We start from the raw sequence: 24,446 nt of genomic DNA on the forward strand, positions 1-24,446 counted from the left end.
CGGGACCCGACCGAGCTCCCCCCGGACAACGAGAAGGCCGCCGTTCCGAGGAACGGCGGCCTTCTGCGTGTCTGGCCTCAGGTCAGGCGCGCCTTCGGCGACACCGAGTACGTGTGCTCGGCGTCGCGGTTGACCGCGTCGCCCAGGGCCGTGTCGATCGCGGCCAGGGTGTCGGCGTCGAGCTTCACGCCCGAGGCCTTGACCGTTTCGGCGAGCTGCTCGGGACGGGAGGCTCCGACCAGCGCGGCCGCGACGTTCGGGTTCTGCAGCACCCACGCGATCGCGAGCTGCGGCATCGAGAGACCTGCCTGCTCGGCGATCGGCTTCAGGCGCTGGACGGCGGTGAGGATGTCGTCCTGCAGGAAGCTCTTGATGAAGTCGGCGCCGCTGTGCGGGTCAGTTGCGCGCGAGCCCTCGGGCACCGGCTGACCGGGCAGGTACTTGCCGCTGAGCACGCCCTGCGCCATGGGCGACCAGACGATCTGCGAGATCCCCAGCTCTTCGGATGCCGGCACGACCTTGCCCTCGATCACGCGCCACAGCATGGAGTACTGCGGCTGGTTCGAGATGAGCTGGATGCCGAGCTGCTTCGCCAGCGCGTGCCCCTCGCGCAGCTGCTCGGCGGTCCACTCGGAAACGCCGATGTAGAGCGCCTTGCCCTGGCGGACGACGTCGGCGAACGCCTGGAACGTCTCTTCGAGGGGAGTCTCGTAGTCGAAGCGGTGCGCCTGGTACAGGTCGACGTAGTCGGTGCCGAGGCGCTGCAGCGAGCCGTTGATCGACTCGAAGATGTGCTTGCGGCTCAGGCCGGTGTCGTTCGGACCCTTCGGGCCGGTCGGGAAGTAGACCTTCGTGAAGATCTCCAGCCCCTCGCGGCGCTGTCCTTCCAGAGCCTTGCCGAGCACGACCTCCGCCGCCGTGTTGGCGTAGGTGTCGGCGGTGTCGAAGGTGGTGATTCCGGCATCCAGTGCGGCGTGCACGGTCTTGACGGCGGCGTCGTCACCGACCTGCGAGGCGTGGGTGACCCAGTTGCCGTAGGTGATCTCCGAGACCTTGAGACCGCTGTTGCCGAGATAGCGATAGTTGACCATGGAACAACGCTACTGGCTGCGTGTGATGACGGGGCTGGATGCCGGCATCCGCCGTCATGCGGGAGCGACGACCGTCCGCCGGCGCACCAGCATCACGAGGGGGACGACAACGAGCGCGACGCCGGCGAAGAGGCTCACGGCATAGAGCGGTCGCGCCCAGGGCGAGTAGTCCCCGCCGCTGATCCCGAACGTGTCGGCGAGGCTCATTCCCACGCCGAACGACGCGGTGAAGTAGCCGAACGCACCGAGCATCAGCAACGCCAGATAGCTCATCACGGGAACCATCGGATGTGCGCGCCCGCGGATCGAGGCGATCGCGACCACCACCGCCAGCACCACGCCGATACCGAGGATGAAGGCCACGGGCTCCCACAGGAGGACCTCGCCCGCAGCATCCATCTCGGCGCGGATCTCGTCGAGCGTGCGCCCGGGAACGGCGGCGAGCGGATTGAGCACGAGGATCTGCACCGCGGCCACCGCCGCGTAGGCCGTGACGGCGAGCACGCCGACGATCGAGATCCAAAGTGTCCGGCGCGGCAGCGGTGTCATGCGGGACATCCTAGGAAGGCATCCCGAGAGTCTCCCGATACTCTCGCCAGGCCGCTCCGAGACGACGGATGCCCTCGGCGAGCACGTCGTCCGGGGCGGTGAACGGGATGCGGATGTGGTCGTCGGGAGACACCGACACCGCGAACGCCGCGCTCCCCGCGATCGAGACGCCGTGCGCCGCGGCCACCCGGGCGAGCGCGGCGGCGGAGCCGGCAGGGACCCGGACCCACAGCGACAGCCCGCCGCGCGGCGGCTCGACCTTCCAGTCGGGCAGGTGCTCGGCCATCAGCTCCTGCAGCAGCCGCAGGCGCTCCTGGTGGATGCGACTGTTCGCCCGACGGAGGTCATCGGCACGGGCGATCAGGTCGAGCGCGAGCAGCTGGCCCGGCACGCTGGTGGACTGGTCGGCGAGCTGCCGGGCCCCGCGCAGGCGGCGCACGAGCACGGGGTCGGCGCGCAGCCATCCGATCCGCAGCCCCGCCCACACCCACTTCGAGACCGACTCCACGACGATGATCGGGGCGTCGGCCCGCTCGGCCGCGAGGGTCGGCGGCACCACGCCGTCGAAGGAGATGCCGGCCACGACCCGGTCCTCGATCACCGGCACGCCGTACTGGGCGGCCAGCTCGGCGACGCGATGCCGCGCGGCGGCGGGGAGGCGAGACCCCGTGGGGTTCTGGTGGTGCGGGTTGAGGGCCACGAGCACGGGCCGCAGCCGGGCGAGCGCCTGCTCGAGCGCGTCGACGTCGAGTCCGTCCGGACCCATAGGGACACCGTGCACCGTGCCGCCGCGCAGGCTGACCGAGTCGGTGACGCCCGGCCAGGTGATCTCCTCGGCGAGCACGATGTCGCCGGGGCTCACGAGGGCATTGACGACGAGACTGATGGCCTGCTGCGCGCCGTGCGTGACGAGGATCTGCTCGGGTGTCGTCGGCGTGCCCTCCGCGGCGTACATGTCGGCGATGAGGGTGCGCAGTGCGGGGAGGCCCGCCGGATCGGTCTCGGGCAGCAGCGCCAGCTCGAGTCGCGGCTTGTGCTCGCTGATGAGCTGCACGCCCAGCTCGGAGATCTGCGGCACGGTGCGAAGCAGGTCGATCGCATTGGGCAGGGCCGAGAACAGCGCCTCGCCGCGTCCCTGCCGCTGCACGGGAGCCACGGATGCCGCCGCACCGGCGACGCGTGTGCCGCTCCCCTGCCGCCGGTCCACCAGACCGCGCTCGGCCAGGTCGGCGTACGCGGCGACGACCGTGCCGCGCGATACGGAGCTCGCGGCGGCGAGAGCGCGCTCGGCCGGCAGACGGTCGCCGGGGCGCAGCTCGCCGCCCGTGATCAGAGCCTCGATGCCGCGGGAGAGCCGCGCAGCCAGCGTGCCGTCTCCGTGGGTCCAGCGCCCCAGCCGTGCCGACAACGCCTCCGAGGCGACCTCACCGGAGCGGACGAGAGTCGGCGACGAACCTGCGGATGGCGCAGGAATGGCCGATCCGTGGTCCATCGGCCGGGTATTGGCCCTGTCATCGACGCTCATGAGACCCGATTCTGGACCAATGAGCACCTCTACGACCACCCTCGCGGCAGATCTCGGTCCAATCGACCCCGATTGGACCATCGGCCAGCTCATCGAATGGCTCAGCGATGATTCCCGCCAGCACGACCCCGCGCTTCAGCATCCGCTGTCCCTGATCGAGGCGGCCCTGACCGGCGAGCCCTGGGCGCGGCCGCCGTCGACCGTCGCGCTGATCCGCTCGCTGACGCTCGCCGCGCCGCCGCACGGGTCATCCGTGATCGCCGACGTCCTGCTCCCGTCGCGAAGCCTGACGCTCGTCGCCTAGGAGCGACGGCTCGACGGGAGCGCGGGCCAGGTCAGGTCAGGTCGCCTGCGCAGAGGCTGACGGTGGCGCGGGAGTCGTCACGATCTCGGCGCGGTCGCGGAAGCCTTCGGCCGTCACCCGGTCCAGGGCGACCTGCTTGCGGATGGCCGCAGCCTTCTCGTAGAGGCTCGGGTCGCCGTAGCTCGTGAGCACCTTGACCAGCACCGGAAGCAGCTCGATCATGAAGAACAGCGCCGCGATCAGGATGTGCGCCCACAGGATCGTGGGCTCCTTCTCGCTCAGGCGGTTCAGGCCGCTGATCTGGCTGAGCAGTCCGACGGCTCCGGCGTTGCCCTGGGCCACGGCATCCGCTCGTGCGTTGTATGCGGCGAGCGCCTGGTCGTAGGTGTCGCGCGCAGCCGGCAGCTGGGACTTCGCCTGCTCGCGGTTCGTCGACTCCGACGTCGAGGTGTTCTCCTTGGCGGCGGTGCCGGCGGCGGCGAGCTCCTCGTTCGCGGTGCGCAGCTGCGCGGCGAGCGCGTCGTACGTCTGCTGCGCCTCGGCGAGCTGCGCCTGGGCGGCATCCGAGCTCGCGCCCTCGCCGTTGACCCCGGTGCAGCCCGGAACCGTGCCCGCGCCCTCCCCGGTCAGCTCGCACTGGTAGAGCACGCGCGCCTGGTCGATCACGGCCTGCTGCGCGGTCATCTTCGCGGTCACATCATCGACGGTCGCCTGGGCAGCCGACTCGGTCGCCGAAGAGGACTCGGTCCCTGCGACGATGCCGGTCGCGGCCTGGTTCTCGAGCTCAGCGACCTTGGCGGTGGCGGAATCCAGCGCGATCTTCTCCGGACCGGTCTCGAGCGCCTCCTGATCGGACTGCGACTGCGTGATGTTGGTCGACGCGACCTCGCGGGCGATGTCGTTGTGGAAGATCTGCAGCACGAGCGGCTCGGCGACGACGAAGCCGATGATCGCGGCCATGATCACACGCGGGATCGCGAGGCCGATGAGCCGCCACACGTTCCGCGTCGAGCTCATGGTCGAGGTGAGGAAGCGGTCGAGGTTGAAGATGATGAGCGCCCACACGAGCGCGAGCGGCACGGCCAGCCAGATCGCGGCCTGCACACCGGTGGTGAGCGCGAAGAGCATCGAGATGGCGGAGACCAGCGCGGTACCGGCGAGCACGAAGAACATCTGCACGAAGCGGGGCGTCTCGCCGGGGACGCGGTCGAGGATCTCGCCCTCCGCGCCACCGAGGATCGCGAGGGTCCGGGCACGGGAGCCTGGCGTGCGCGGGGCGCGCTTGCGGCGAGGCTTGCGGGCACGGGGCTCGCGCGGGGGCTTCACCGGCGCGGACTCCTCTTCGGCGGCGACCGCATCGGCGATCGGGGTCGCCTCGGCAGGATCTGCGACGGGGACCTCGCGGGTGGCGTCGTCGGCGCCGGTCGGCTCGAATTCGCGCAGGAAGTCGAGGTCATCGGTGACGGCGTCGGGTTCGCCGTCGATGATGATCCGACCCTGCGAGTCGTAGCGACCCGGTCGATGGGCGGAATAGGGCATCCGAACAATCTACGAAAGGTCGCCTGTGGATAGCGTGGAAAAGTCCTTGGAGTGCCTCACAGGTTCCGTGCCGTCCGGCGGATTCAGGATGCCGGGAGCAGACGGTCGAGGGCGGCGGCGTACGCGGCCAGCCCGTCGTCGAGGGTGAAATGTCCGGCGGCGGCGAGTGTGCCGAGACCGTGGATCAGCCCCCACAGCGCCACGACATCGGTCGGCCGGTCGAGCCCCACCGCGGCCGCGCCCTCGGCGAGCACGGCCTCGAGCCCGTCGATCAGTGGTGCCATCGTGGCGGTCGGGGATCCGGGGACGCAGACGGTCGGGTCGTAGACGGCGTCGAACGCGTGCGGATGCTCGATCGCGAAGCGGATGTACGCCGAACCGCCGTCGACGAGAGCCGCCCGCGGGGTCGAGGCTTTCTCGGCGGCGGCGCGGACCTGGGCGAGGAGGTCGGCCATGCTGCGCTCGGCGATCGCCTTGAGCAGGCCGAGCCGATCGGAGAAGTGGTGGTACGGCGCGTTGTGGCTGACGTTCGCCGCCCGTGCGACCTCGCGCAGGCTGATCTCCGCCGCCGGCATCCGCTCCAGCAGCTGCATGGCGGCGTCTTCCAGGGCACGGGCGAGATCGCCGTGGTGGTAGCCGTCCTTCGAACTTGACATGAGCAACATCATCTCCTATCTTGACACTGTCCACAAGCTTGACACTGTCCAGATAGGAACACCGCCATGACCGCTCTCGTGATCGACGGCCACCCCGACGCCCGCTCCTTGACCGCCGCACTCGCGCAGCGCTATGCCGCGGGGCACGGCGATGCCCGCGTGCTCGCTCTGCGCGACCTCGACTTCGATCCGAACCTGCGCTTCGGCTACCGCGAGCGCATGACGCTCGAGCCCGACCTCGTCGAGGCGAAGCAGGCTCTGCACGATGCCGACACGATCGTCGTCGCGACACCGGTGTGGTGGGGCGCACCGCCGGCCCTCCTCAAGGGCTTCTTCGATCGGGCGCTGCTGCCGCAGCAGGAATACCGCTACTCGAAGCTCGGCCTCCCCGAGGGCCTGATCCCCGCGCGCCGTGGACGTCTGCTCCTGCTCGCCGACACTCCCTGGTTCTTCCTGCCGTTCACCGGCCTCCCGGCACAGACGCAGATCGTGCGCAACACCATGAAGTTCTGCGGCATCCGCTCGGTACGCACGCACCGCATGCTCGGGGTGAAAGATGCCAAGGCGGCGACCATCACCCGCTGGCTCGACCGCGCCGAGCAGCTCGGCGCGACAGATGTCCGTCGCGCCGGTGCGCCTCAGGCCATCGCGGCGGAGGCGGCCTCGTCTTCGGTGGTGGCGACGAGCTGACCGCAGGCGCCGTCGATCTCCTTGCCGCGGGTGTCGCGGAGGGTGGTCGGGATGCCGGCGTCGTTCAGGCGGCGCACGAACTCGTTCGTGACGTCTTTCTCGGATGCCGTCCAGATCGAGCCGGGCGTCGGGTTCAGCGGGATCGGGTTCACGTGCACCCACCCGCGTCCGCGCTGGTTGAGCTTGTCGGCCAGCAGGTCGGCGCGCCAGCCGTGGTCGTTCATGTCCTTGATGAGCGCGTACTCGATCGAGACACGGCGGCCGGTCTTGGCGTAGTAGTCGTAGGCGGCATCCAGCGCCTCATCGACCTTCCAGCGGGAGTTCACCGGGATGAGCTCGTCGCGCAGGTGGTCGTCCGGCGCATGCAGCGACAGTGCGAACGTGACGGGGATGCCCTCGTCGGCGAGCTTCTTGATCGCCGGCACCAGGCCGACGGTCGACACCGTGATGCCACGGGCGCTCATGCCGAGGCCGTCGGGCTGCGGGGCGACCATCGACCGCACCGCATCCATGACGCGCTTGTAGTTGGCGAGCGGCTCACCCATGCCCATGAAGACGATGTTCGAGACGCGCTCCATGCTGTGGTCGTCGGACTTCTTGCCGCCGAGGCCGCCCTCGGCGATGAGCCGGTTGGCGCGGACGATCTGCTCGATGATCTCGGCGGTGGACATGTTGCGGGTCAGCCCCGCCTGTCCGGTCGCGCAGAACGGGCAGTTCATGCCGCAGCCGGCCTGGCTCGACACGCACAGCGTGATGCGGCCGGGGTAGCGCATGAGCACCGACTCGACCAAGGCGCCGTCGTGCAGACGCCACAGGAACTTGATCGTGTCGCCCTTGTCGGTCTCGAGGCGGCGGACCTCGGTGAGCAGCGGCGGCAGCATCCCGGCGACGAGCTGCTCCCGGGTGTCAGCCGGGAGGTCGGTCATCTGCTCGGGGTCGGACGTGTAGTGGCGGAAGTAGTGCGTCGACAGCTGCTTCGCGCGGAAGCCGGGCAGCCCGAGCTCCTTGACCTTCTCGATGCGCTCGGCCGGCGTGAGGTCGGCCAGGTGCACCGGCGGCTTGCCGCGCTTCGGGCTCGCGAACTGCAGCAGCGGACGCCCCTCGGCATCCTTCTGCTGGGTCCATCCCTCGGTCGCCGGGCGCACCTGCGCCGGGCGCGTCTCACGGACCTTGCCCTGGGCCGGCCGACCCTGCGGGGCGGACGCGGATGCTGCGGGGCGCGTCTCGCGCGTGCGGGGAGTCTCGGTCATACCCTCCAGGGTACGCGGTGCCGGGTGGGAAGCGCCTGGAGCGCGAGCGCTCCTACCCCGACTCACCCAGCAGCGGGCGCTGTGCGGCGCGCTGACCCTCGTACTCCTCGCGGGCCCGCTGCGCGGTCTCGGTGCTCGAGACCTCGGCCACCGGCACATCCCACCAGCCCTCGCCGTCGGGGCCGTAGACCGTCGGATCGCTCTCGACGTGGATGAGCGTCGTCCGCTCGGAGGCCTTCGCAGCGGCGACCGCGGCGCGCAGGTCGTCGACCGCCGCGGATCCCTTCGCGACCTCGATGACGTCGACGCCGTAGCTGCGCGCGTTCATGGCGAGGTCGACCGGCAGCACGTCGCCGCGCTGGAAGTTGCGCGCCTCGTCGTCGTAGCGGCGGTACTTCGTGCCGAAGCGCTCCGAGCCGACCGTCTCCGAGAGATGCCCGATCGAGGCATAGCCCTGGTTCTGGATGAGCACGACGATGATCTTGATGCCCTCGGCCACGGCCGTCGCGAGCTCGGAGCTCAGCATCAGATACGAGCCGTCGCCGACCATGACGACGACGTCGCGCTCGTCGCCGGATGCCGTGAGCCCGCGCTTGACGCCGAGGCCTCCCGCGATCTCGTAGCCCATGCAGGAGTACGCGTATTCGACGTGATAGCCCAGCGGGTCGCTCACGCGCCACAGCTTGTGCAGGTCGCCGGGGAGCGAACCGGCCGCCTGCACGATGACGTCTTCGTCGGCCACGGCCCCGCGCACGGCGCCGATGATCTCGGGCTGACCCGGCAGCTCGCGGCCCGTGGGAGCGAGCGCCCGATCGACCACCGCATCCCACTCGCGCTTCTCGTCGGCGATCCGCGCGCTCAGGCCCGGTGCGACGCGGTATCCGTCGAGCTCGTCGCGCAGCGCGACCAGGGTCTCCCTGGCATCCGCGACGACGGGCAGCTGCGAGCCGTGCTTGTAGGCGTCGAAGGCCGCGACGTTGATGTTGACGAACACCGCATCGGGGTTCTGGAAGGCCGTGCGGGACGCCGTCGTGAAGTCGCTGTACCGGGTGCCGACGCCGATGATGACGTCGGCCTCCGCCGCGATGCGGTTCGCCGCGGTGGTACCGGTCGCGCCGATGCCGCCCAGGTACTGGGGATGATCCCACGGCAGGGCGCCGCCGCCCGCCTGCGTCGTGCCGACCGGGATGCCGGTGGCCTCGACCAATGCGCGCAGGGCCTGCTCCGCCTCGGAGTAGATGACACCGCCTCCCGCGACGAGGAGCGGCTGCTTCGCACCGCGGATCGCCGCGACCGCCCGCGCCAGCGGTCCGCGCTCCGGCAACGGTCGGCGGATGTGCCACTCGCGGTCCTGGAGGAACTCGAGGGGGACGTCCATCGCTTCGGCCTGCACGTCTTCGGGCAGGGCGATCGTCACCGCACCGGTCTCGGCGGGATCGGTGAGGACGCGCATCGCGGCGAGCGCGATCGAGAACAGCTGCTCCGGGCGCTGCACCCGGTCGAAGAAGACCGAGAGCGGGCGGAACGCGTCGTTCACGGTGAGACCGATGTCGTGCGGGCGCTCCAATTGCTGCAGCACGGGGTCGGCGACCCGGGTGGCGAAGGTGTCGCTCGGCAGTAGCAGCGCCGGCAACCGGTTGGTGGTCGCGAGGGCCGCACCGGTCAGCATGTTCGTGGCGCCGGGACCGACCGAGGCCGTGCTCGCGAACGTCGCCCTGCGCCGATGCATCCGGGCGAACCCCACCGCCTGATGCACCATCGCCTGCTCGTTGCGGGCCTGGTGGTAGGGCATCAGGTCGGGCTGCTCGAGGTTGTACTGCTGCAGCGCCTGACCGAGACCGGCGACGTTTCCGTGCCCGAAGATGCCGAACATCCCGGGCACGGTGCGCTCGCGGATGTCGCCGTCGACCGTCCACTGCCGCGAGAGGAACTCGACCAGCGCCTGGCCGACCGTCATCCGTCTGGTCTGCATCAGAGTTCTCCCTCTGCTCGGTAGGGCAGCCGCGGATCGATGTCCTGCCCGCTCCAGCTGTCGCGCACCCACGCGTGCGCGGGGTCGTCGGTGATGAGCCAGGACCGCTCGCGGTCAGGGCCGGCCATGACGTTGAGGTAGTAGAGGTCGTAACCGGGGGCAGCCACGGCAGGACCGTGGAACCCGAACGGCACCAGCGCGATGTCGCCGGTGCGCACCCGCTCGGCGATGTCGATCTCGCCGGCATCCGAGGAGTAGGTCGCGAACATCCCGAAGGCCGCGTCGTCAGCGGCGGCGTCTCCGCCGGAGCGCGTGGGCGCCGCCTCGAAGTAGTAGATCTCCTCGAGTCGGGATTCTCTCCCCGGCACGTGCTCGTCGTGCTTGTGCGGCGGGTACGACGACCAGTTCTCGGCGGGCGTGATGACCTCGCACACGATGAGACGCTCGGCGTCGAGCGCCTCCGGTGTGCCGAAGTTGTGCACCTGCCGACTGGAGGCGCCGGCGCCACGGAGCTCGACCGGGGTCTCGGCCGCGAGGATGTGCCGAGTGGGATGCACGACGGAAGTGGGCGATGAGGCCACGGCCACCCGACCGGAGCCCGTGATGACCGCCGTGGCCGCCGCCGAGAGATAGAGCACGTCGCTCGGACCGTCGAACACGGAGCGGCGCCCGGCGAGCGGGGTCTCGGTGGTCGATCCCTCCTCGGTGTGCGCCACGGAGAACGACCCGGAGAGCGGCACGATGATCCGCTCCACCCCGGTGTCGGCGAGCGCGAGGCTCTCCCCCGCGCCGAGCTCGCCGATGCGGATGCCGGTGTGCGCCCAGCCGGGCGTGGTGTCGTCGACGACGCTCTCCCAGCCGTCGCGGCCGATCGCGCCGCGGCGGTGGAACCAGTTCCCGTCCTCGGTCATGGCGTCTCCTGCCCGCATCCGCTGGTCAGCTGTTCTGGGGGAAGCCGAGGTCGATGCCGCCGTGGAGGGCGGGGTCGAGCCACCGACTGGTGATCGCCTTCTCGCGGGTGAAGAAGTCGAAGCCATGGACACCGTACGCCTTCGCGTCGCCGAACAGCGATGCCTTCCACCCGCCGAACGAGTGATAGGCCACGGGGACCGGGATGGGCACGTTGATGCCGATCATCCCGACCTGGACCTCGTGCTGGAAGCGGCGGGCCGCCCCGCCGTCGTTCGTGAAGATCGCGGTCCCGTTGCCGAACCGGCCGGAGTTGATCAGGTCGACCCCCTCCTGGAAGGTCTGCACCCGCACCACCGACAGCACGGGCCCGAAGATCTCTTCCTGGTAGGCCCGCGAGGATGTCGGGATCTCGTCGATGAGTGTCGGCCCGAACCAGAAGCCGTCCTCGTTCCCGTCGACCGTCAACCCTCTGCCGTCGACCACGATGCGCGCCCCGTCGGCCTCGGCGATGTCGACGTAGCCCGACACCTTCGCGCGATGCTCCGCCGTGATCAGCGGACCCATGTCGGGCTCGCCGTCGGCACCGCCCGCACCGTCGCCGATGCGCAGCCCCGCGATGCGCTGCGAGATGCGCTCGATCAGCGCGTCCGCCACCGGCTCGACCGCGAGCAGGACCGAGACGGCCATGCACCGCTCCCCCGCCGCGCCGAATCCCGCGTTCACGGCCTGGTCGGCGACGAGGTCGAGATCGGCATCCGGCAGGACGAGCATGTGGTTCTTCGCACCGCCGAGCGCCTGCACGCGCTTGCCGTTGCGGGACGCGGTCTCGTAGATGTACTGGGCGATGGGCGTCGAGCCGACGAACGAGATCGAGGCGACGTCCGGGCTCTCCAGCAGCCCGTCCACCGCCTGCTTGTCGCCCTGCAGCACGGTGAACACGCCGTCGGGCAGCCCGGCCTCGGCCCAGAGGGCGGCGAGCCAGAGCGCCGCAGACGGGTCCTTCTCGCTGGGCTTGAGCACCACGGCGTTGCCCGCGGCGATCGCGACCGGGAAGAACCACATCGGCACCATCGCCGGGAAGTTGAACGGGGAGATGATGCCGACGACGCCGAGCGGCTGCTTGAGCGAGTACACGTCGATGCCGGTCGACACGTTCTCCGAGTACGCGCCCTTGATCAGGTGCGGGAACCCGGTCGCGAGCTCCACGACCTCCTGGCCGCGCAGGATCTCGCCCATCGCATCGGAGCGGACCTTGCCGTGCTCGGCGGTGATGATCGCCGACAGCTCACCCTTGCGCGCGTTCAGCAGCTCGCGGAACGCGAACATCACCGCCTGGCGCCGCGCGATCGAGTAGGCGCTCCACACCTGGAATCCGCGCTGCGCGGAGGCGATGGCGTCCGCGATCTCGGAGTCGTCGGCCAGGGCGACATGCCCGGTCACCGCACCCGTCGCGGGGTTGTGGACGGGAGCGGTGCGACCGCTCGCCGAGGCGCGGGCGGCACCGTCGATCCAGTGGCCGATGACGGGGATGTCGGAAGCGGAGGTCATGCGTGTCCTTCTGCAGAGAGGGCGATCAGGCGGTCAGCCCGGGGTGGACGAGGGAGGCCGCGACGTCGATGGCGGATGCCACGTCGATGTCCGACGAATAGAGGAGCGTGCGGCCGACGGTCAGGCCGCGCACGCCGGGGAGCGACAGAGCGTCCTCCCAGGACGAGAACGTGTCGTCGGGGTCGGCGCCCGCGTCGCCGCCGAGCAGCAGCACGGGCAGCGTCGTCGCCGCGAGCACGCGTTCCATGTCGTCGACGACCGGCAGCTTCAACCAGGTGCTCGCGCTGCTCGCACCGAGCCCGCTGGCGATCGCGATCGACAGCATCACGGCATCCGGGCTCAGGTCGTTGACGACCCGGCCGTCGACCCGGCGGCTCAGGAACGGCTCGAGCATGATCGGCAGGTCGGCCCGTGCCGCCGCGGTCACCGCGTCGGCCGTCGAGGCCAACGTGGGCGCCGTCCCGTCGTCGTCGAGGTTCACGCGCAGCAGGGCCTTGGCGAAGTCGATGCCGGAGTCCACCATCGCGGGCACGTCGTACCCGGTGTAGCGGTCGTCCATCTCGAAGGTCGCTCCGCGGAGCCCGCCGCGGTTCATCGATCCGACGACGATCTTGTCGTCGAGCAGGCCCAGCATCGCCAGGTCGTCGATGATGTCGGGGGTGCCGAGCACGCCGTCCACACCCGGATGCCGCAGGGCGATCGCGAGCCGATCGAGCAGCTCGTAGCGGTCGGCCATGGCGAACGGCGACCCGCCGACCGCGAGCGCACCGCGCGCGGGGTGGTCGGCGGCGATGATGAACAGCCGCCCGTCCCCGCGGATGATGTCGCGGCGGCGGCGTCCGGCCAGCGTCTCGCGGATCGCGTGCGGCGACTCCGCGCGCACCGTCCGGAGTCGGTGGAAGTCCTCTTCGGTCAGGGCTGTCATCTCACGCATCTCCGTTCACGACCTCGGCGACCTCGCGCTCGGTCGGCATCGCCGTCGAGCATTCCCGGCGTCCGGCGACGATGCCGCCCGCCGCATTCGCATAGGTCAGGGTCTTCTCCAGCTCCCACTCGGCGAGCAGTCCGTGGCAGAGCGCGCCGCCGAACGCGTCGCCGGCACCGAGCCCGTTCACGACCTCGACCGCGGTCGCGGGGATCTCGACCTGCCTCGACCGGGTCTTGGCGAGCACGCCGCGCGGTCCCTGCTTCACGATCGCCAGCTCGACGCCGCGCTCGAGGAGCGCATCCGCGGCACGCTGCGGGTCGGTCTCGCCGACCGCGACCTCGCACTCCTCGCGGTTTCCCACGGCGACCGTGGCGAACTCCAGCGCCCGCTGGATCTGCACGCGGGCCTCGTCGGGCGTCTCCCAGAACATGGGGCGGTAGTCCAGATCGAACACCGTGTGCGCACGGCGTCCGCGCGCCCGGAGGAGATCGAGGTGCGTCTGCCTGCTCGGCTCCTCGCTCAGGCCGGTCGCGGTGAACCAGACGAGTGCAGCCTGCCGCACCGCGGCCTCGTCGACGTCGCCCGGCCGGATCTGCAGGTCGGGGGCGGTCGGCTCGCGATAGAAGTACAGCGGGAAGTCGTCGGGCGGGAAGATCTCGCAGAACGTGATCGGGGTCTTGTAGGTCGGGTCGGTGGCGACGTACCGGCTGTGCACCCCGAGGCGCTCGAGCTCTGTGCGCAGATACCGCCCGAAGGGGTCGTCCCCGACGCGGGAGAGCAGGGCGGTGTCGTGGCCGTACCGTGCGGCGGCGACCGAGACGTTGGCGGCGCTGCCGCCGAGGTACTTGCCGAAGCTGGTGACCTCGCCGAGGCCGACGCCGTCCTGCAGCGGATACAGGTCGACGCCCAGACGCCCGATGGCCAGGATCTCCGGGGCCGGTGAGTGCTCGGTCATCGCGCCTCCTCCCTCTCGCTCATTTGTCTTAACATTAGCACTTAGTAGCTCACTCGCCGAGATCAGTCGATCGCCCGGCGGATGCTGAGCATCCCGCCGCCGACCGCGCGAGCAGCCGCCACGTCGAAGGCGCCGCCCTGGACCTCACCGGCCAGGTCGACCCGCGCCCAGTCGCCGGGCGACGTGAACGCCAGCTCGCGCTCCTCGGCCAGGTAGTTCACGAACCGGAGCTCCGCCTCGGTGCCGACGCGCCGCGCCGACTCCAGCACGACATCACCCGACAGCCGCACGGGGAACGCCGCCTCGGGCAGCGGGCCGTCGGCCGCACCCGAACCGCGGACGACGAGCGGGTCGTGCCGGAAGAGATCGGCGGCGCGCACCGCGGTCGCGTCGTCAGCGCCGACCAGGATCGCCAGATCGGTGTGCACGGCGACTCCGAGGTACTGGGCGCCCGGCACGGGGATCTCGGATCCGGCCGGCTCGTCGCGCAGCGGATGCACGTTCACGCTCATCATCCCGACCGAGCGCGACAGCGTGACCGCGAGAGCATCCGGCGCGTCGGCCGTCGACACCAGCTCGTACTCCGACAGCTTCTGCACCAGCACCGCGGTCGAGCCCGCCGCGGCGAAGCGGTACGCCGGATAGGTCGGCAGCGGGAATTCGCCCCAGCCACCCTCGGCCTCGCGTCCGCGCACGGTCGTGCCGTACTGCCCGGCACTGCGGGAGGAGTCGAGCCCGGCGCCGTCGACGGGCACCAGCACCCGGAGCCGGTGATCGGAGGCGGTGTTCACGTAGTCGATGCCGACGCGCAGGAAGCCCTCGCCCTCGCGCAGTTCGATCGTGGTCTCGGTCACGAGCGGCACCGTCGAGGTCGAGCGCCGGCGGTCCGCGTCCAAGCGCTCCGGCAGGTCGTAGACCCGGCGGATGCGGATGCGGCCGCGCAGCGGCCCCTCCTCGAGCACGGTCACCTCGACCGACGAGGGCGCCGAGACGGCGGATGCCGCATCGACCGGACCGTAGTTGTAGGAGTCGCCGCAGTCGCCGTCGTCGACGAGAGCGAGCGCGCCGTCGATCGACGAGCCGTCCGCACCGTCGATGCGGACGGTGCCGTCGGCGTTCACGGTCGCGGTCAGCGCGCCGTTGGAGAGCGATCCGCTCGTCACGGTGACCGCGTCAGCCGATGCGGGCGCCGTGGTCTCGCCGACCGCGGCGAGCGCGAGGCCGTCGACGTCGACGGCCAGGAGCGCCCGGTGCCGAGGGTCGGCGATGGTCTCGACGTGCCAGACGTCGTCGCCCGCGGCATCCGCGGCGACGCGCTCCTCGAGCTCGACGGTGAACGCGGCCAGGTCCCACACGCCCTGCGGGCTCTCGGCGACCTGGAAGCGCAGCGACCGCTCGCCCCACTCGTAGCCGTTGATCTGCTGGCCGAAGAGCTCGCGGCCGTGGATGCGGCGGAGGACCTTCGGCAGGTCGGCCGTGCGCATCCGCTCGTCGCCGAGGACGGTGGTCAGCGGGTCGAGCAGCTGCACGCCCGCGGAGAGCGAGCCCGCGTCGACACCGTGCAGCGTGACCTCGACCTGCGCGCGCCGGGCGAACCCCGAGGGGTTGAACACCAGGTGCTGCGCGGGCGAGACGGCAGCCGAGACGTCACGGAGCACGGTGTCGATCACGCCGCGGGCGATGTGCCCGGCGGTGTGGATGCGCGTGCCCACCTGCTCGGCCGTCGCGTCGACGCCGCATCCGGTCACGGAGTCGTGCGCGGTGCTCTCCACGATGCGATACCAGGCCGTGTCGAAGAACGAGCGGTGGTCGCGGGTGCCGTACATCAGGTCGAGGCGCTCCGCGGCGGTGAGCGCCTGCTCGGAGCGGGCCATCTCGCGCTTGAGGTTCGTGCGGATCGAGAAGACGCCGGGCAGGAGGTTGCCGCGGGCGTGCGAGCGCATCTCGCCGTGCACCTGCGGGAGGGCCGCAAGCGATGCGGCATCCGTCTCGTACCGGGAGAGGTGCCCGTCGAGCGTCGCGATCGACAGGTGCGGTTCGCGCCCGCCCGCGTCGTAGTCGCGGATGACCTCGGCGAGGTCCTCGGGCGGTGCCGAGTGGTCGGTGCCCAGCATCGCGAGCACCGGGTCGTCGCCGTACCAGGATGCGGTGCGGGCGGCGTAGTCGGGGGCGAGTTCGGGCAGCTGCCCCGGCAGGGCGAACATGTCGAGTCCGTTGCCGTAGCCGTCGAAGAGGTACTCGCACCGCACGGCGTCGCCGTTGGGGGCGACCCACGAGAAGGCGTGCTCGGCGATGTCGGCGGGGACGCCGCGCCAGAGGGCGCTGTGCCGGATGCCGAAGCCCGACAGGATCTGCGGCATCTGGGCCGCGTGGCCGAACATGTCGGGGAGGTAGCCGACGGGCATCGTGCGGCCGAGACGCGCGCTCGCGGCGCGGCCGAGCTCGAGGTTGCGGATGATCGTCTCGCCGTCGCAGCCGAACTCGTCGAGGAGGATGAGGAACGGACCGACGCTGAGCTGCTCCCGCTCGACCAGTGCCACGACCCTGTCGCGCATGTCCGGGCGCATCTCGAGGTAGTCCTCGATCGCCGCGGCCTGTCCGTCGAGCGTGAACCGGTACTCCGGCTCCGCCTCGAGGATGCCGATCAGCCGGTCGAGCATGTGCACCAGGCGCAGACGGAACACATCGTGCGGCTCGTACCACTCGCGGTCCCAATGGGTGTGGGGGACGACGACGATCTCACTGGTCACGGGCGGGGACTCCTGATTCTCTGGGGAAAGGTGTGGGGCGTGCGGCCGGTCAGGCGCACAGGGCGGCGATGCTGCGGTCGGGGTACAGCAGGTAGTGGGGGCCGGCGGAGCGCGCGGCCGCGAACGCGACGCGATCGCCGTGCACCGAGCGACGCTCGCCGGCGCCGTCGACGAGGATCAGTCCGTCGGCATCGATGGCGAGCAGCTCGTCCTCGATGCGCAGGAGCACGGGGGCGGTGAAGAGGTCCGGAGCGGTGAGCCCGTCGCGCACGGTCACCCCGCCCATGATGGCGGTGCGCCCGGCGGCGACTCCGGCGAGGATCGCCTCGGGCGAGGCGTCCTCCGCCGCGACCCAGGTCGTCGGGGTGCCCGGGCCGACGCCCTGGCTCTGCATGTGGAAGTCGGCGCCGCCGAGGAGCACGGCATCCTTGTCCCACCGTTCGTGGAAGGCGAGCGGCGAGGTCGCGATGAGCTCCCGGTACCAGGTCGAGTGCCACAGCTCGATCGCCCGCGGGGCGCGCTCCAGCGGATGCAGCCACGAGCAGTCGCCCGAGATCGGGTGGTTCACGCTGAGCACACCGCCGCGGCGCTCGACCTCGTCGACCCACTCCTGCGCGGGGCGGCGGAAGTCGATCCAGCCGATGTCGCCGAAGGCGTTCGCGTGACCGCGGTGCGTGGTCACCTCCTGCCCGGGGAGCAGCGTGATGGAGTGCTGCATCCCGACACCCGGGAGGTGCGCGTGATGGCTGGTGGTGTTGTGGTCGGTGACGGCGAGGAAGTCGAGCCCGGCCCTCGCGCCCAGTGCGGCGAGCCCCGAGATGCTCTCGCGGCCGTCGGAGTGGAGGGTGTGCGCGTGGAAGTCGCCGGCGAACCAGCGCAGGCCGGCGGGCGCCGGGAGGTTTCTCGAACTCCCCCGCGGCACCCCGGTCACGGGGGCCGCATCCGGCCCGTGGTCGATCGTCGACTCCGCGGGGAGGGAGATCTCGACCGTGATGTCGGCGCCGCCGGCACTCAGCCGGTGCACGCCGAGGATCACGTTCCACTCGCCCTCCTCGGGACGCCCCGGCAGGTACCCGGGCGTGGCGTCGTCGGTGCGGATCACGGAGGAGGTACGCGCACCGCCCGACCATCCGCGCCACCCTGCGGCGCCCTCGCAGCCGAGGTCGATCACCGCCGCCTCGCTGTCGTAAGAGATGCGCACCTCGAGCGAGTCGGTGCCCGCGGGCACGTCGAACGGCACCCGCACGTAGCGGTCGGCGTTCTGGATCTCGTGGGTGAGGTGGAGGGTGGTGCGGATGGTGCTCATCAGCCGATCCGCTCGGTGCTCTCGGCGTCGAACAGCAGCACACGGTGGAGCTGCGGGACGATCCAGCCGCGGTCACCCGGCGCCGGCTCCTGCTCCTCGGGCACGACGACCTGCAGCTTGTGCTCCCCCGCGCTCACGAGCACCAGGCTCGTCGCACCGAGGGTCTCGGTCACGACGACCTCGGCGGCGATACCGCCCTCGACGGGCTCGGTCGACCAGCGCAGGTACTCGGGACGGATGCCCCAGATCACGGTCTGCCCCTCGCGCGCCGACGCGGCGGCTTCGGTGGGAACCGTCACATCGGATTCACCGATCCGCACGGTTGCGCCCGAGACCGCGGTCTCGAGCAGGTTCATCGGCACCGAGCCGATGAACCCCGCGACGAACGTGTTGTTCGGGCGGTGGAAGATCTCGCGCGGCGAGCCGATCTGCTGGAGCTTGCCGGACTTCATGACCGCGATCCGGTCGGCGAGCGCGAGCGCCTCGGCCTGGTCGTGGGTCACGAACACGGTCGTGACGCCCAGGTCGCGCTGCAGCTCCTTGAGGAACGTGCGCGCCTCGAGGCGCAGCCGGGCGTCGAGGTTCGACAGCGGCTCGTCGAGCAGCAGCACGTCGGGGCGGGTCGCGACGGCGCGGGCGAGAGCCACGCGCTGCTGCTGGCCGCCGGAGAGCTGGCCGGGGCGGCGCTCGATGAGTCCGTTCAGCGACAGTCCGTTCGCGACCGACTCGGCCGTGGTGCGGCGCTCGGTCTTCCCCACGCGGCGGATCCGCAGCGGGTAGGCGATGTTGTCGCCCACGTCCATGTGCGGGAACAGCGCGTAGTCCTGGAAGACCATCGCGACGCCGCGCTCGCCCGGCTCCGCATTCGTGACGTCTTTCTCGCCGATCGTGAGCTTTCCGGAGGTGATGCTCTCCAGACCCGCGATCGACCGCAGCAGCGTGGTCTTCCCGCAGCCGGAGGGGCCGAGGAGCGCGAAGAACTCGCCGTCCGCGATCTCGACGTCGACACTGTCGACGCCGCGCACCCCGCCGGGGTACTCCTTGACGAGTTCGGTTGCAATGATGGCGGCCATCAGGACTTGATCCCTCCGTGGAAGCGGAAACCGTAGCGACGGTTCACAAAGAAGTAGATGAGCAGGACAGGCACCGAGAACACCAGCGAGAACGCCGAGATCAGACGGAGGTCGGCCTGGCCGCTCTCGGTGTAGAAGGTGTACATGAGCACGGCGGCCGGCTGCATGTCGGGCGTGCGCAGCAGCAGGAACGGAACGAGGAAGTTGCCCCAGACCTGCACGATCGTCCAGATCGCGATGAACGCGAGACCCGGGCGGGCGATCGGCACCACGATGTCCTTGAGGATGCGGAAGGGGCCGGCGCCGTACAGCCGCGCCGACTCCTCGTAGGACTTCGGGATCGAGTCCATGAAGTCCTTGAGGATGAAGATCACCGTCGGCAGGATGCCGCCCGCCAGCACCAGGATGACGCCGACGTGCGTGTTGATCAGCTGCAGCTGGTTGATCAGCTGGAACGTCGGCACCATGGCCGCCGTCCCCGTCACGATCGACGAAAGGAGCAGCAGACCGTAGAGGATGCCGTCGCGGCCGGGGATGCTGATCCGGCTCATCGCATACGACGCCAGCGCGCCGAGGACGATCACGAGCGCCATGGTTCCGACGCCGAGGATCAGCGAGTTGAGGATCGACTTCATCGCGTAGGGGTTCTCGACCAGCCGCGCGAAGTTGTCGAGCGTCCAGTCCGGCCACGACACCGTCAGCGACGGGGTCGCGTCGAACGGGGCCAGGACCAGCCACACCATCGGCAGGGCGAAGAACAGCGACACGATGACGAGCACGACCGTGAACAGGATCCGCGAGACGAAGTGGGTCACCGAGCGGTCGCGCACGACCGTCTTGATGGTGGTCATCATGAGGTCACCTTCTTCTTCTTGGTGCTCTTACCCCGCGAGACGCGCGTGTACATCAGCGCGATCACGAGGTTGATGAGGAGCATGATGAGCGAGATCGCTGCACCGAGGCCCAGCTGCCCGCCGGGGATGGCGGTCTGGTAGATGTACACCGACAGGATGTCGGTCTGACCGTTCGGCCCGCCCGCGGTGAGCAGGTAGGGCGTGAAGGTGTTGAACGTCCACAGCGTGATCAGCAGGGTGTTGGTCAGCAGGTGGCCCTTGATGTTGGGCAGGATCACATCGCGCAGCTGCTGCCACGTGTTGGCGCCGACCATGCGCGCGCTCTCGAGCTGCGACGGTGGCACCGCGCTGATCGCCGAGGAGAACAGCTGCATCGAGAACGCGGTCCCGACCCAGATGTTGAAGATGATGATGCACTCCATCGGGTGCTCGATCAGCCACGCGGCGCCCTCGGTGCCGAGGAGGGAGTTCAGGGTGCCGGTGCGCCGATCCAGGAGCGCGAGCCAGAGGAACGACGCCACCGAGGCGGGGATGACCCAGGCGGCGAGCACGAGCGTCTCGATGAAGGTCTTCACCCCCGCACGCACGTTGCGCAGCATCCAGGCCAGCGCGAAGCCGAGGATCGTCTGCCCGATGATCCCCGAGACGAGGACGAAGACGAGCGTGAGCCACAGCGAGTTCCAGAAGCGCGGATCGTTGAGAGCCGTGGAGAAATTGTCCAGGCCGATGAACTCCGGGTTGGCGGCGGCGAAGCCGGTCAACCGGTAGTTGGTCATGCCGAGGTAGACGGTCCAGATCGCCGGGAAGAGGAGGAACAGGCCGATCAGGAGCAGACCGGGTGCCGCGAAGAGCGTGGCCCTGGCCCGACCGAGACCCGCGACATCCTCTGCGCGGCGCCGGCGGGGAGTGGTGACGCTCCCCGCCGGCATCGTTGCTTGCGTCATGGTCACTCGGAGATCGCGTCCGGACCCACGACGCCTTCGAGACCACGGACGTAGGTCTTCAGTGCATCGTCGACCGAGGTTCCGGTGGCGACGTCGAGCGTGGCCTGCTGCAGCAGCACCGACACCTGCGGGTAGGCCGCGAGTCCCGGACGGTAGGCCGTGATCGGCAGCACCTCTTCGCTGACGAAGGTGAGCATCGGGTCGGAGGAGAGCAGCTTCTCGTTCACGTCGTTGCGGGGCGAGATGGCCAGGGTGCCGGCGGCACGCGCCTCGTACGCCTCGGGAGAGTTCATGAAGGCGAGCAGCTCCCACGCGAGTTCGGCGTGCTTCGAGTTGGGGTTGAGCACACGACCGGTTCCCCCGGACATCGAGACGAAGTCCTGACCGTCGATGCCCTCGCCGGGCTCGACCGCCGGGATCTTGGCGTAGCCGACGGCGCTGTCACGGTCGGCCATGGGAGCGGTTCCCACGCCCTCCTCGGGGTTGATCACGGAGCGCCAGAAGTAGTCGCCCTCGAGCAGGATGCCGATCTTGCCCTCGGCGAAGAGCTGGAACGAGGTGTCGCGTCCCGAGGCCTCCTGCTGGAGGACCGGGTCGCCGAGGCCCTCGTCGACATAGATGGTCTCGTAGAGGTCGAGCGCCTTCTCCATGCCGTCGGTGGCGCCGATCCACTTGCCGTCCTCGTACACCTGCTCGCCGGTGCCGACCAGCATGGGCAGCAGCCCCTGCATGGTGGTCGCCTCGCCCATCGCCGTGCCGGCGTTGAGCTGGATCGGGGTGACGCCGTCGAGCTTCTTGAGGTCGCGCGACGCATCGAGGATGTCGTCCCAGCTCTCGGGAGCCCAGTCCTCGTCGAGCCCCGCCTGCGCGAAGAGGTCCTTGTTGTAGTAGAGCACGCGGCCGTCGGCGCCCTGCGGCACCCCGTAGCGGTCGCCGTCGAACGAGAGGGCGTTCTGCACGGCATCCGGGATCTGCGCCCAGCCGTCCCAGTCGTCGACCGCATCTCCGCCGACATCGGCGAGCGGCTTGATGTATCCGGCCTCGGCGAACTCGCCGACCCAGATGCCGTCCATGCCGATGATGTCGGCGCCCTTGCCCGACTGCAGGTCGAGGGCGATCTTGGTCTTGTAGTCCTCGTCATCGACGCCCTGGGGCTGGAACTCGACGGTGACGTCCTTGTCCTCCGCCTTCATGGCCTTCTCGAACTCGGGGATGACCCAGTCCGCGATCCAATCCGCCTCGGCGGCGTTCTTGCCGCCGGTGATGGAGTTGGTCGTGAGGGTGAGGGTGACCGGTCCGGTCTCCTCCTCGGCCTCCGGCTCTGATCCTCCGGAGCAGCCGGCGAGGACGACCGCACCGACAGTGGTGAGGGCGAACGCCGCAAGAAGGCGGCGCTTTCCATTCGTGACCATTTCTGGACCTTTCTGTGTCGCTGATCGCCGAGCGGATGCCGCTCGGTCTCGGGTGGGGGTGACTACTGCGCGGCTTCGGTGCTCGGGTCGAGTGCGAAGCCCTTCGAGAGCGCGAGCGCGCGGATCATCCGCTGCCCGACGCGCACATCGGCGATCGACTCCTCGACGCTCGCCCCGTCGGGGCGCTCGCCGCGGACCAGTGCCGCCAGCGCGAACAGCTCGTTCTCGAAAGCCTCTTGCTGCATCCAGCGCGATTCGCTCACGCGGATGCCCAGCTCCGGGTGGTTCTCGGTCACACGGAGGATCGTGGGGAGGTTCGTCACATACGGCACCCCGAAGACGAGCTCGATCGAGCCGGTCTCGTGGTGGAAGGTGACGGTCTCCTGGTAGTCGGGGTAGGCGTCGATGTAGTGCCAGTCGAGGGTCCACGGCGTCTCATCGCGGGCGAGCGCACCGCGCAGGTGGACCGACCCGGGCATCTTCGGCCCCCAGTGCTGCGCGAACTGCACCTCGCCCAGACCGCCGATGAGCATGCGCAGCAGCCCGACGTCGTGCACGATCGAGCCGAGCACGACGTTCGTGTAGAGCGTGCGCAGGTCGACGGGGAGGTCGGAGCCGACGGCCGAGTCGACGATCGCCGACGTCGCGTCGATCAGCGGAGCGAGGGTCTCGCGGGAGACGTCGCCGGTGGGCGCCGCGAGGCGGGCGTACGCCAGCTGCGAACCGTCCAACGGGTGCATCACCTGCACGCTCACCGCGCGCAGGTCGACGTCGGCGAGCAGCTCCTTCGCACGGCGCGACGCGAGGTCGTACTCCTTCATGTAGCCGACCCGCACCCAGTCGCGCAGGTCGATCCCCGCCTCGGCGGCATGGGCGGTGAGCGCATCGAGCTCGGCGAGCGAGTAGGCGAGGGGCTTCTCGGCGAGCACCCGGATGCCGGCCCGCACGAGGCGCAGCGTGTCGCCGGCGTGGGAGCCGGTGGTGGCGAGGATGGCGGCGTCGATCGCGAGCGCACCCTCGTCCTTCGCGGCGATCAGGTCGTCGACGGAGGAGAACCGACGGTCGTCGGCGACCCCGTAGCGGGCGGCCATGTCGGCGGTGCGTTCGGCGGAGAGGTCGACGAGGGCGGCGATCTCGAAGCTCTCGGCGTTCCTGCGCAGCAGCGGCAGGTGGACGCTCTGGCTGATCGCCCCCAGGCCGATGACGGCGACGCGCGTGACGCTCATGCGAACCACTTCCGGAGGGTGTCGCGGTTGGCGATCTGCTCGGCCTTGGCCTGCTCGACCTCGGCGGCGGAGCGGGGAACCACGTCCTGCTCGACGATCAGCCATCCGTCGTATCCGCTGTCGATGATCTCGTCGACGAGTTCGGTGACGGCGAGGTCGCCTTCGCCCAGGGGCACGAAGACGCGCTTCTCCCACACCGACCGCATCGGGTCGTCGGTCTGCAGCGCCTCGCGCAGGATCTGCGTACGCGCATCCTTGAGGTGCAGGTGGTTGATGCGGTCGCGCCAGCGACGGTAGTCGGGCAGCGGGTCGCCTCCGCCGATGAGGAGGTGACCGGAGTCGAAGGTGAGTCCGACATCGGTCGACGCGAGCAGCGCGTCGACCTCTTCCGGCGTCTCCACGTAGGTGCAGGCGTGGTGGTGGAACGTGGGCTCGAGGCCGCGGTCGCGCACCCGGGCGGTGGTGATGTTCACGCGATCGGCGAACCGGGCCCAGTCGTCGCCGCGGAGGGTGAGCTCGGGAGCGCCGCCGGGGCGTGCCTTGCGCTCGGCGCTGCCGGAATCGGCGAGGGTCGGGAGCGGGGCGAGGACGGGACCGGTCTCGGCGGCGGCGTCGAAGACGTCGAGGATGCCGTCGAGGTCGGCGAGCGCGCGCTCGAATTCGTCATCGGTGCCCGCGAAGGGCAGATCGATCCAGCCGCCGGCGAGTTCGAGGCCGTACCTCTGCAGGCGATCCGTGAGATCCGTCCCGCGACCGAGGAGGCCGACCGGACCGAGGTCGATGCCCTGGTAGCCGGCTTCGCTGATCCAGCGCGCGAGCTCCTCCCCTTCGGGGAGAGCGACGAGATCCGGCCGAGCCAGCTCGAAGACTCCGTAGCTCACCGGCGCATTCGCGATACGGATCACTCGATTTCCTTTCTCCATTGAACGGCGGACCCGAGGCCCGGTGAAAATGTTAGCAGG

The 24,446-nt window shown here is 70.1% G+C and carries 21 protein-coding genes; 2 read left to right on the top strand and 19 right to left on the bottom strand.

Annotated elements, in window-relative coordinates; translation table 11 throughout:
- Positions 1-77 precede the first annotated feature (77 nt).
- The 3 genes from HCX50_RS00315 to HCX50_RS00325 are packed head-to-tail and all read right to left on the bottom strand — an operon-like array spanning position 78 to position 3,165.
- Entirely contained in the window at positions 78-1,091 is a 1,014-nt protein-coding gene (locus tag HCX50_RS00315) for an aldo/keto reductase family protein (RefSeq protein ID WP_167632611.1), read from the bottom strand.
- A gap of 54 nt (positions 1,092-1,145) precedes the next feature.
- Positions 1,146-1,640, bottom strand: coding sequence for a hypothetical protein (locus HCX50_RS00320; RefSeq protein WP_167632612.1), 495 nt, complete (start codon positions 1,638-1,640; stop codon positions 1,146-1,148).
- 10 nt (positions 1,641-1,650) lie between these two features.
- Positions 1,651-3,165, bottom strand: a complete 1,515-nt coding sequence (locus tag HCX50_RS00325; protein WP_237682259.1) for an aminotransferase-like domain-containing protein — start codon at positions 3,163-3,165, stop codon at positions 1,651-1,653.
- Between the two features lie 19 nt (positions 3,166-3,184).
- On the opposite strand from HCX50_RS00325, the gene HCX50_RS00330 reads away from it, so the two are divergent.
- Complete coding sequence (locus HCX50_RS00330) at positions 3,185-3,469, top strand: hypothetical protein (protein WP_167632613.1); 285 nt, start codon at positions 3,185-3,187, stop codon at positions 3,467-3,469.
- A 36-nt stretch (positions 3,470-3,505) separates the two neighbouring features.
- On the opposite strand, the gene HCX50_RS00335 is transcribed toward HCX50_RS00330, so the two are convergent.
- The gene (locus tag HCX50_RS00335; protein ID WP_167632614.1) at positions 3,506-5,008 is read right to left on the bottom strand and encodes a DUF4407 domain-containing protein; all 1,503 of its coding nucleotides are present in this window, start codon (positions 5,006-5,008) and stop codon (positions 3,506-3,508) included.
- Positions 5,009-5,091: 83 nt separating this feature from the next.
- Entirely contained in the window at positions 5,092-5,664 is a 573-nt protein-coding gene (locus tag HCX50_RS00340) for a TetR/AcrR family transcriptional regulator (RefSeq protein WP_167632615.1), read from the bottom strand.
- 66 nt (positions 5,665-5,730) lie between these two features.
- On the opposite strand from HCX50_RS00340, the gene HCX50_RS00345 reads away from it, so the two are divergent.
- Positions 5,731-6,354, top strand: coding sequence for an NAD(P)H-dependent oxidoreductase (locus HCX50_RS00345; protein WP_167632616.1), 624 nt, complete (start codon positions 5,731-5,733; stop codon positions 6,352-6,354).
- Here HCX50_RS00345 and rlmN read toward each other — a convergent pair.
- The 14 genes from rlmN to HCX50_RS00415 form a co-directional block, all read right to left on the bottom strand.
- Positions 6,303-7,604, bottom strand: a complete 1,302-nt coding sequence (rlmN, locus tag HCX50_RS00350) for a 23S rRNA (adenine(2503)-C(2))-methyltransferase RlmN (RefSeq protein ID WP_205828679.1) — start codon at positions 7,602-7,604, stop codon at positions 6,303-6,305. The genes HCX50_RS00345 and rlmN overlap by 52 nt on opposite strands.
- Before the next feature lie 52 nt (positions 7,605-7,656).
- Positions 7,657-9,576: a 3D-(3,5/4)-trihydroxycyclohexane-1,2-dione acylhydrolase (decyclizing) gene (iolD, locus tag HCX50_RS00355; RefSeq protein ID WP_205828680.1), complete on the bottom strand. Its 1,920-nt coding sequence runs from the start codon at positions 9,574-9,576 to the stop codon at positions 7,657-7,659.
- Entirely contained in the window at positions 9,576-10,487 is a 912-nt protein-coding gene (gene iolB, locus HCX50_RS00360; protein WP_167632617.1) for a 5-deoxy-glucuronate isomerase, read from the bottom strand. The genes iolD and iolB overlap by 1 nt, the downstream gene beginning before the upstream one ends.
- Positions 10,488-10,512: 25 nt before the next feature.
- On the bottom strand, positions 10,513-12,036 hold the full coding sequence (locus tag HCX50_RS00365; RefSeq protein WP_167632618.1) for a CoA-acylating methylmalonate-semialdehyde dehydrogenase: 1,524 nt from the start codon (positions 12,034-12,036) through the stop codon (positions 10,513-10,515).
- A gap of 25 nt (positions 12,037-12,061) precedes the next feature.
- On the bottom strand, positions 12,062-12,961 hold the full coding sequence (locus HCX50_RS00370) for a Cgl0159 family (beta/alpha)8-fold protein (RefSeq protein ID WP_105711241.1): 900 nt from the start codon (positions 12,959-12,961) through the stop codon (positions 12,062-12,064).
- Between the two features lies 1 nt (position 12,962).
- Entirely contained in the window at positions 12,963-13,919 is a 957-nt protein-coding gene (gene iolC, locus HCX50_RS00375; protein ID WP_167632619.1) for a 5-dehydro-2-deoxygluconokinase, read from the bottom strand.
- 62 nt (positions 13,920-13,981) lie between these two features.
- Positions 13,982-16,669 (bottom strand): alpha-mannosidase, encoded by a 2,688-nt coding sequence (locus HCX50_RS00380; protein ID WP_167632620.1) that lies wholly within the window; start codon positions 16,667-16,669, stop codon positions 13,982-13,984.
- Between the two features lie 49 nt (positions 16,670-16,718).
- The gene (locus tag HCX50_RS00385; RefSeq protein WP_167632621.1) at positions 16,719-17,975 is read right to left on the bottom strand and encodes a CehA/McbA family metallohydrolase; all 1,257 of its coding nucleotides are present in this window, start codon (positions 17,973-17,975) and stop codon (positions 16,719-16,721) included.
- Positions 17,975-19,048 carry an ABC transporter ATP-binding protein gene (locus HCX50_RS00390; RefSeq protein ID WP_167632622.1) on the bottom strand — a complete coding sequence of 358 codons (1,074 nt, stop codon included), beginning with the start codon at positions 19,046-19,048 and terminating at the stop codon, positions 17,975-17,977. The genes HCX50_RS00385 and HCX50_RS00390 overlap by 1 nt, the downstream gene beginning before the upstream one ends.
- A complete protein-coding gene (locus HCX50_RS00395) occupies positions 19,048-19,902 on the bottom strand; it encodes a carbohydrate ABC transporter permease (protein ID WP_205828681.1) in 855 nt (284 codons plus the stop codon). Before HCX50_RS00395 ends, HCX50_RS00390 begins: the two co-directional genes overlap by 1 nt.
- On the bottom strand, positions 19,899-20,846 hold the full coding sequence (locus HCX50_RS00400) for a carbohydrate ABC transporter permease (RefSeq protein ID WP_091031549.1): 948 nt from the start codon (positions 20,844-20,846) through the stop codon (positions 19,899-19,901). The genes HCX50_RS00395 and HCX50_RS00400 overlap by 4 nt, the downstream gene beginning before the upstream one ends.
- A 2-nt stretch (positions 20,847-20,848) precedes the next feature.
- Positions 20,849-22,258 (bottom strand): extracellular solute-binding protein, encoded by a 1,410-nt coding sequence (locus tag HCX50_RS00405; protein WP_167632623.1) that lies wholly within the window; start codon positions 22,256-22,258, stop codon positions 20,849-20,851.
- Between the two features lie 62 nt (positions 22,259-22,320).
- Positions 22,321-23,484 (bottom strand): Gfo/Idh/MocA family protein, encoded by a 1,164-nt coding sequence (locus tag HCX50_RS00410; protein WP_167632624.1) that lies wholly within the window; start codon positions 23,482-23,484, stop codon positions 22,321-22,323.
- A complete protein-coding gene (locus HCX50_RS00415; protein ID WP_167632625.1) occupies positions 23,481-24,389 on the bottom strand; it encodes a TIM barrel protein in 909 nt (302 codons plus the stop codon). Before HCX50_RS00415 ends, HCX50_RS00410 begins: the two co-directional genes overlap by 4 nt.
- Positions 24,390-24,446: the final 57 nt, after the last annotated feature.

This window comes from Microbacterium sp. B19(2022) (assembly GCF_012030385.1).
Lineage (GTDB): Bacteria > Actinomycetota > Actinomycetes > Actinomycetales > Microbacteriaceae > Microbacterium > Microbacterium oxydans_B.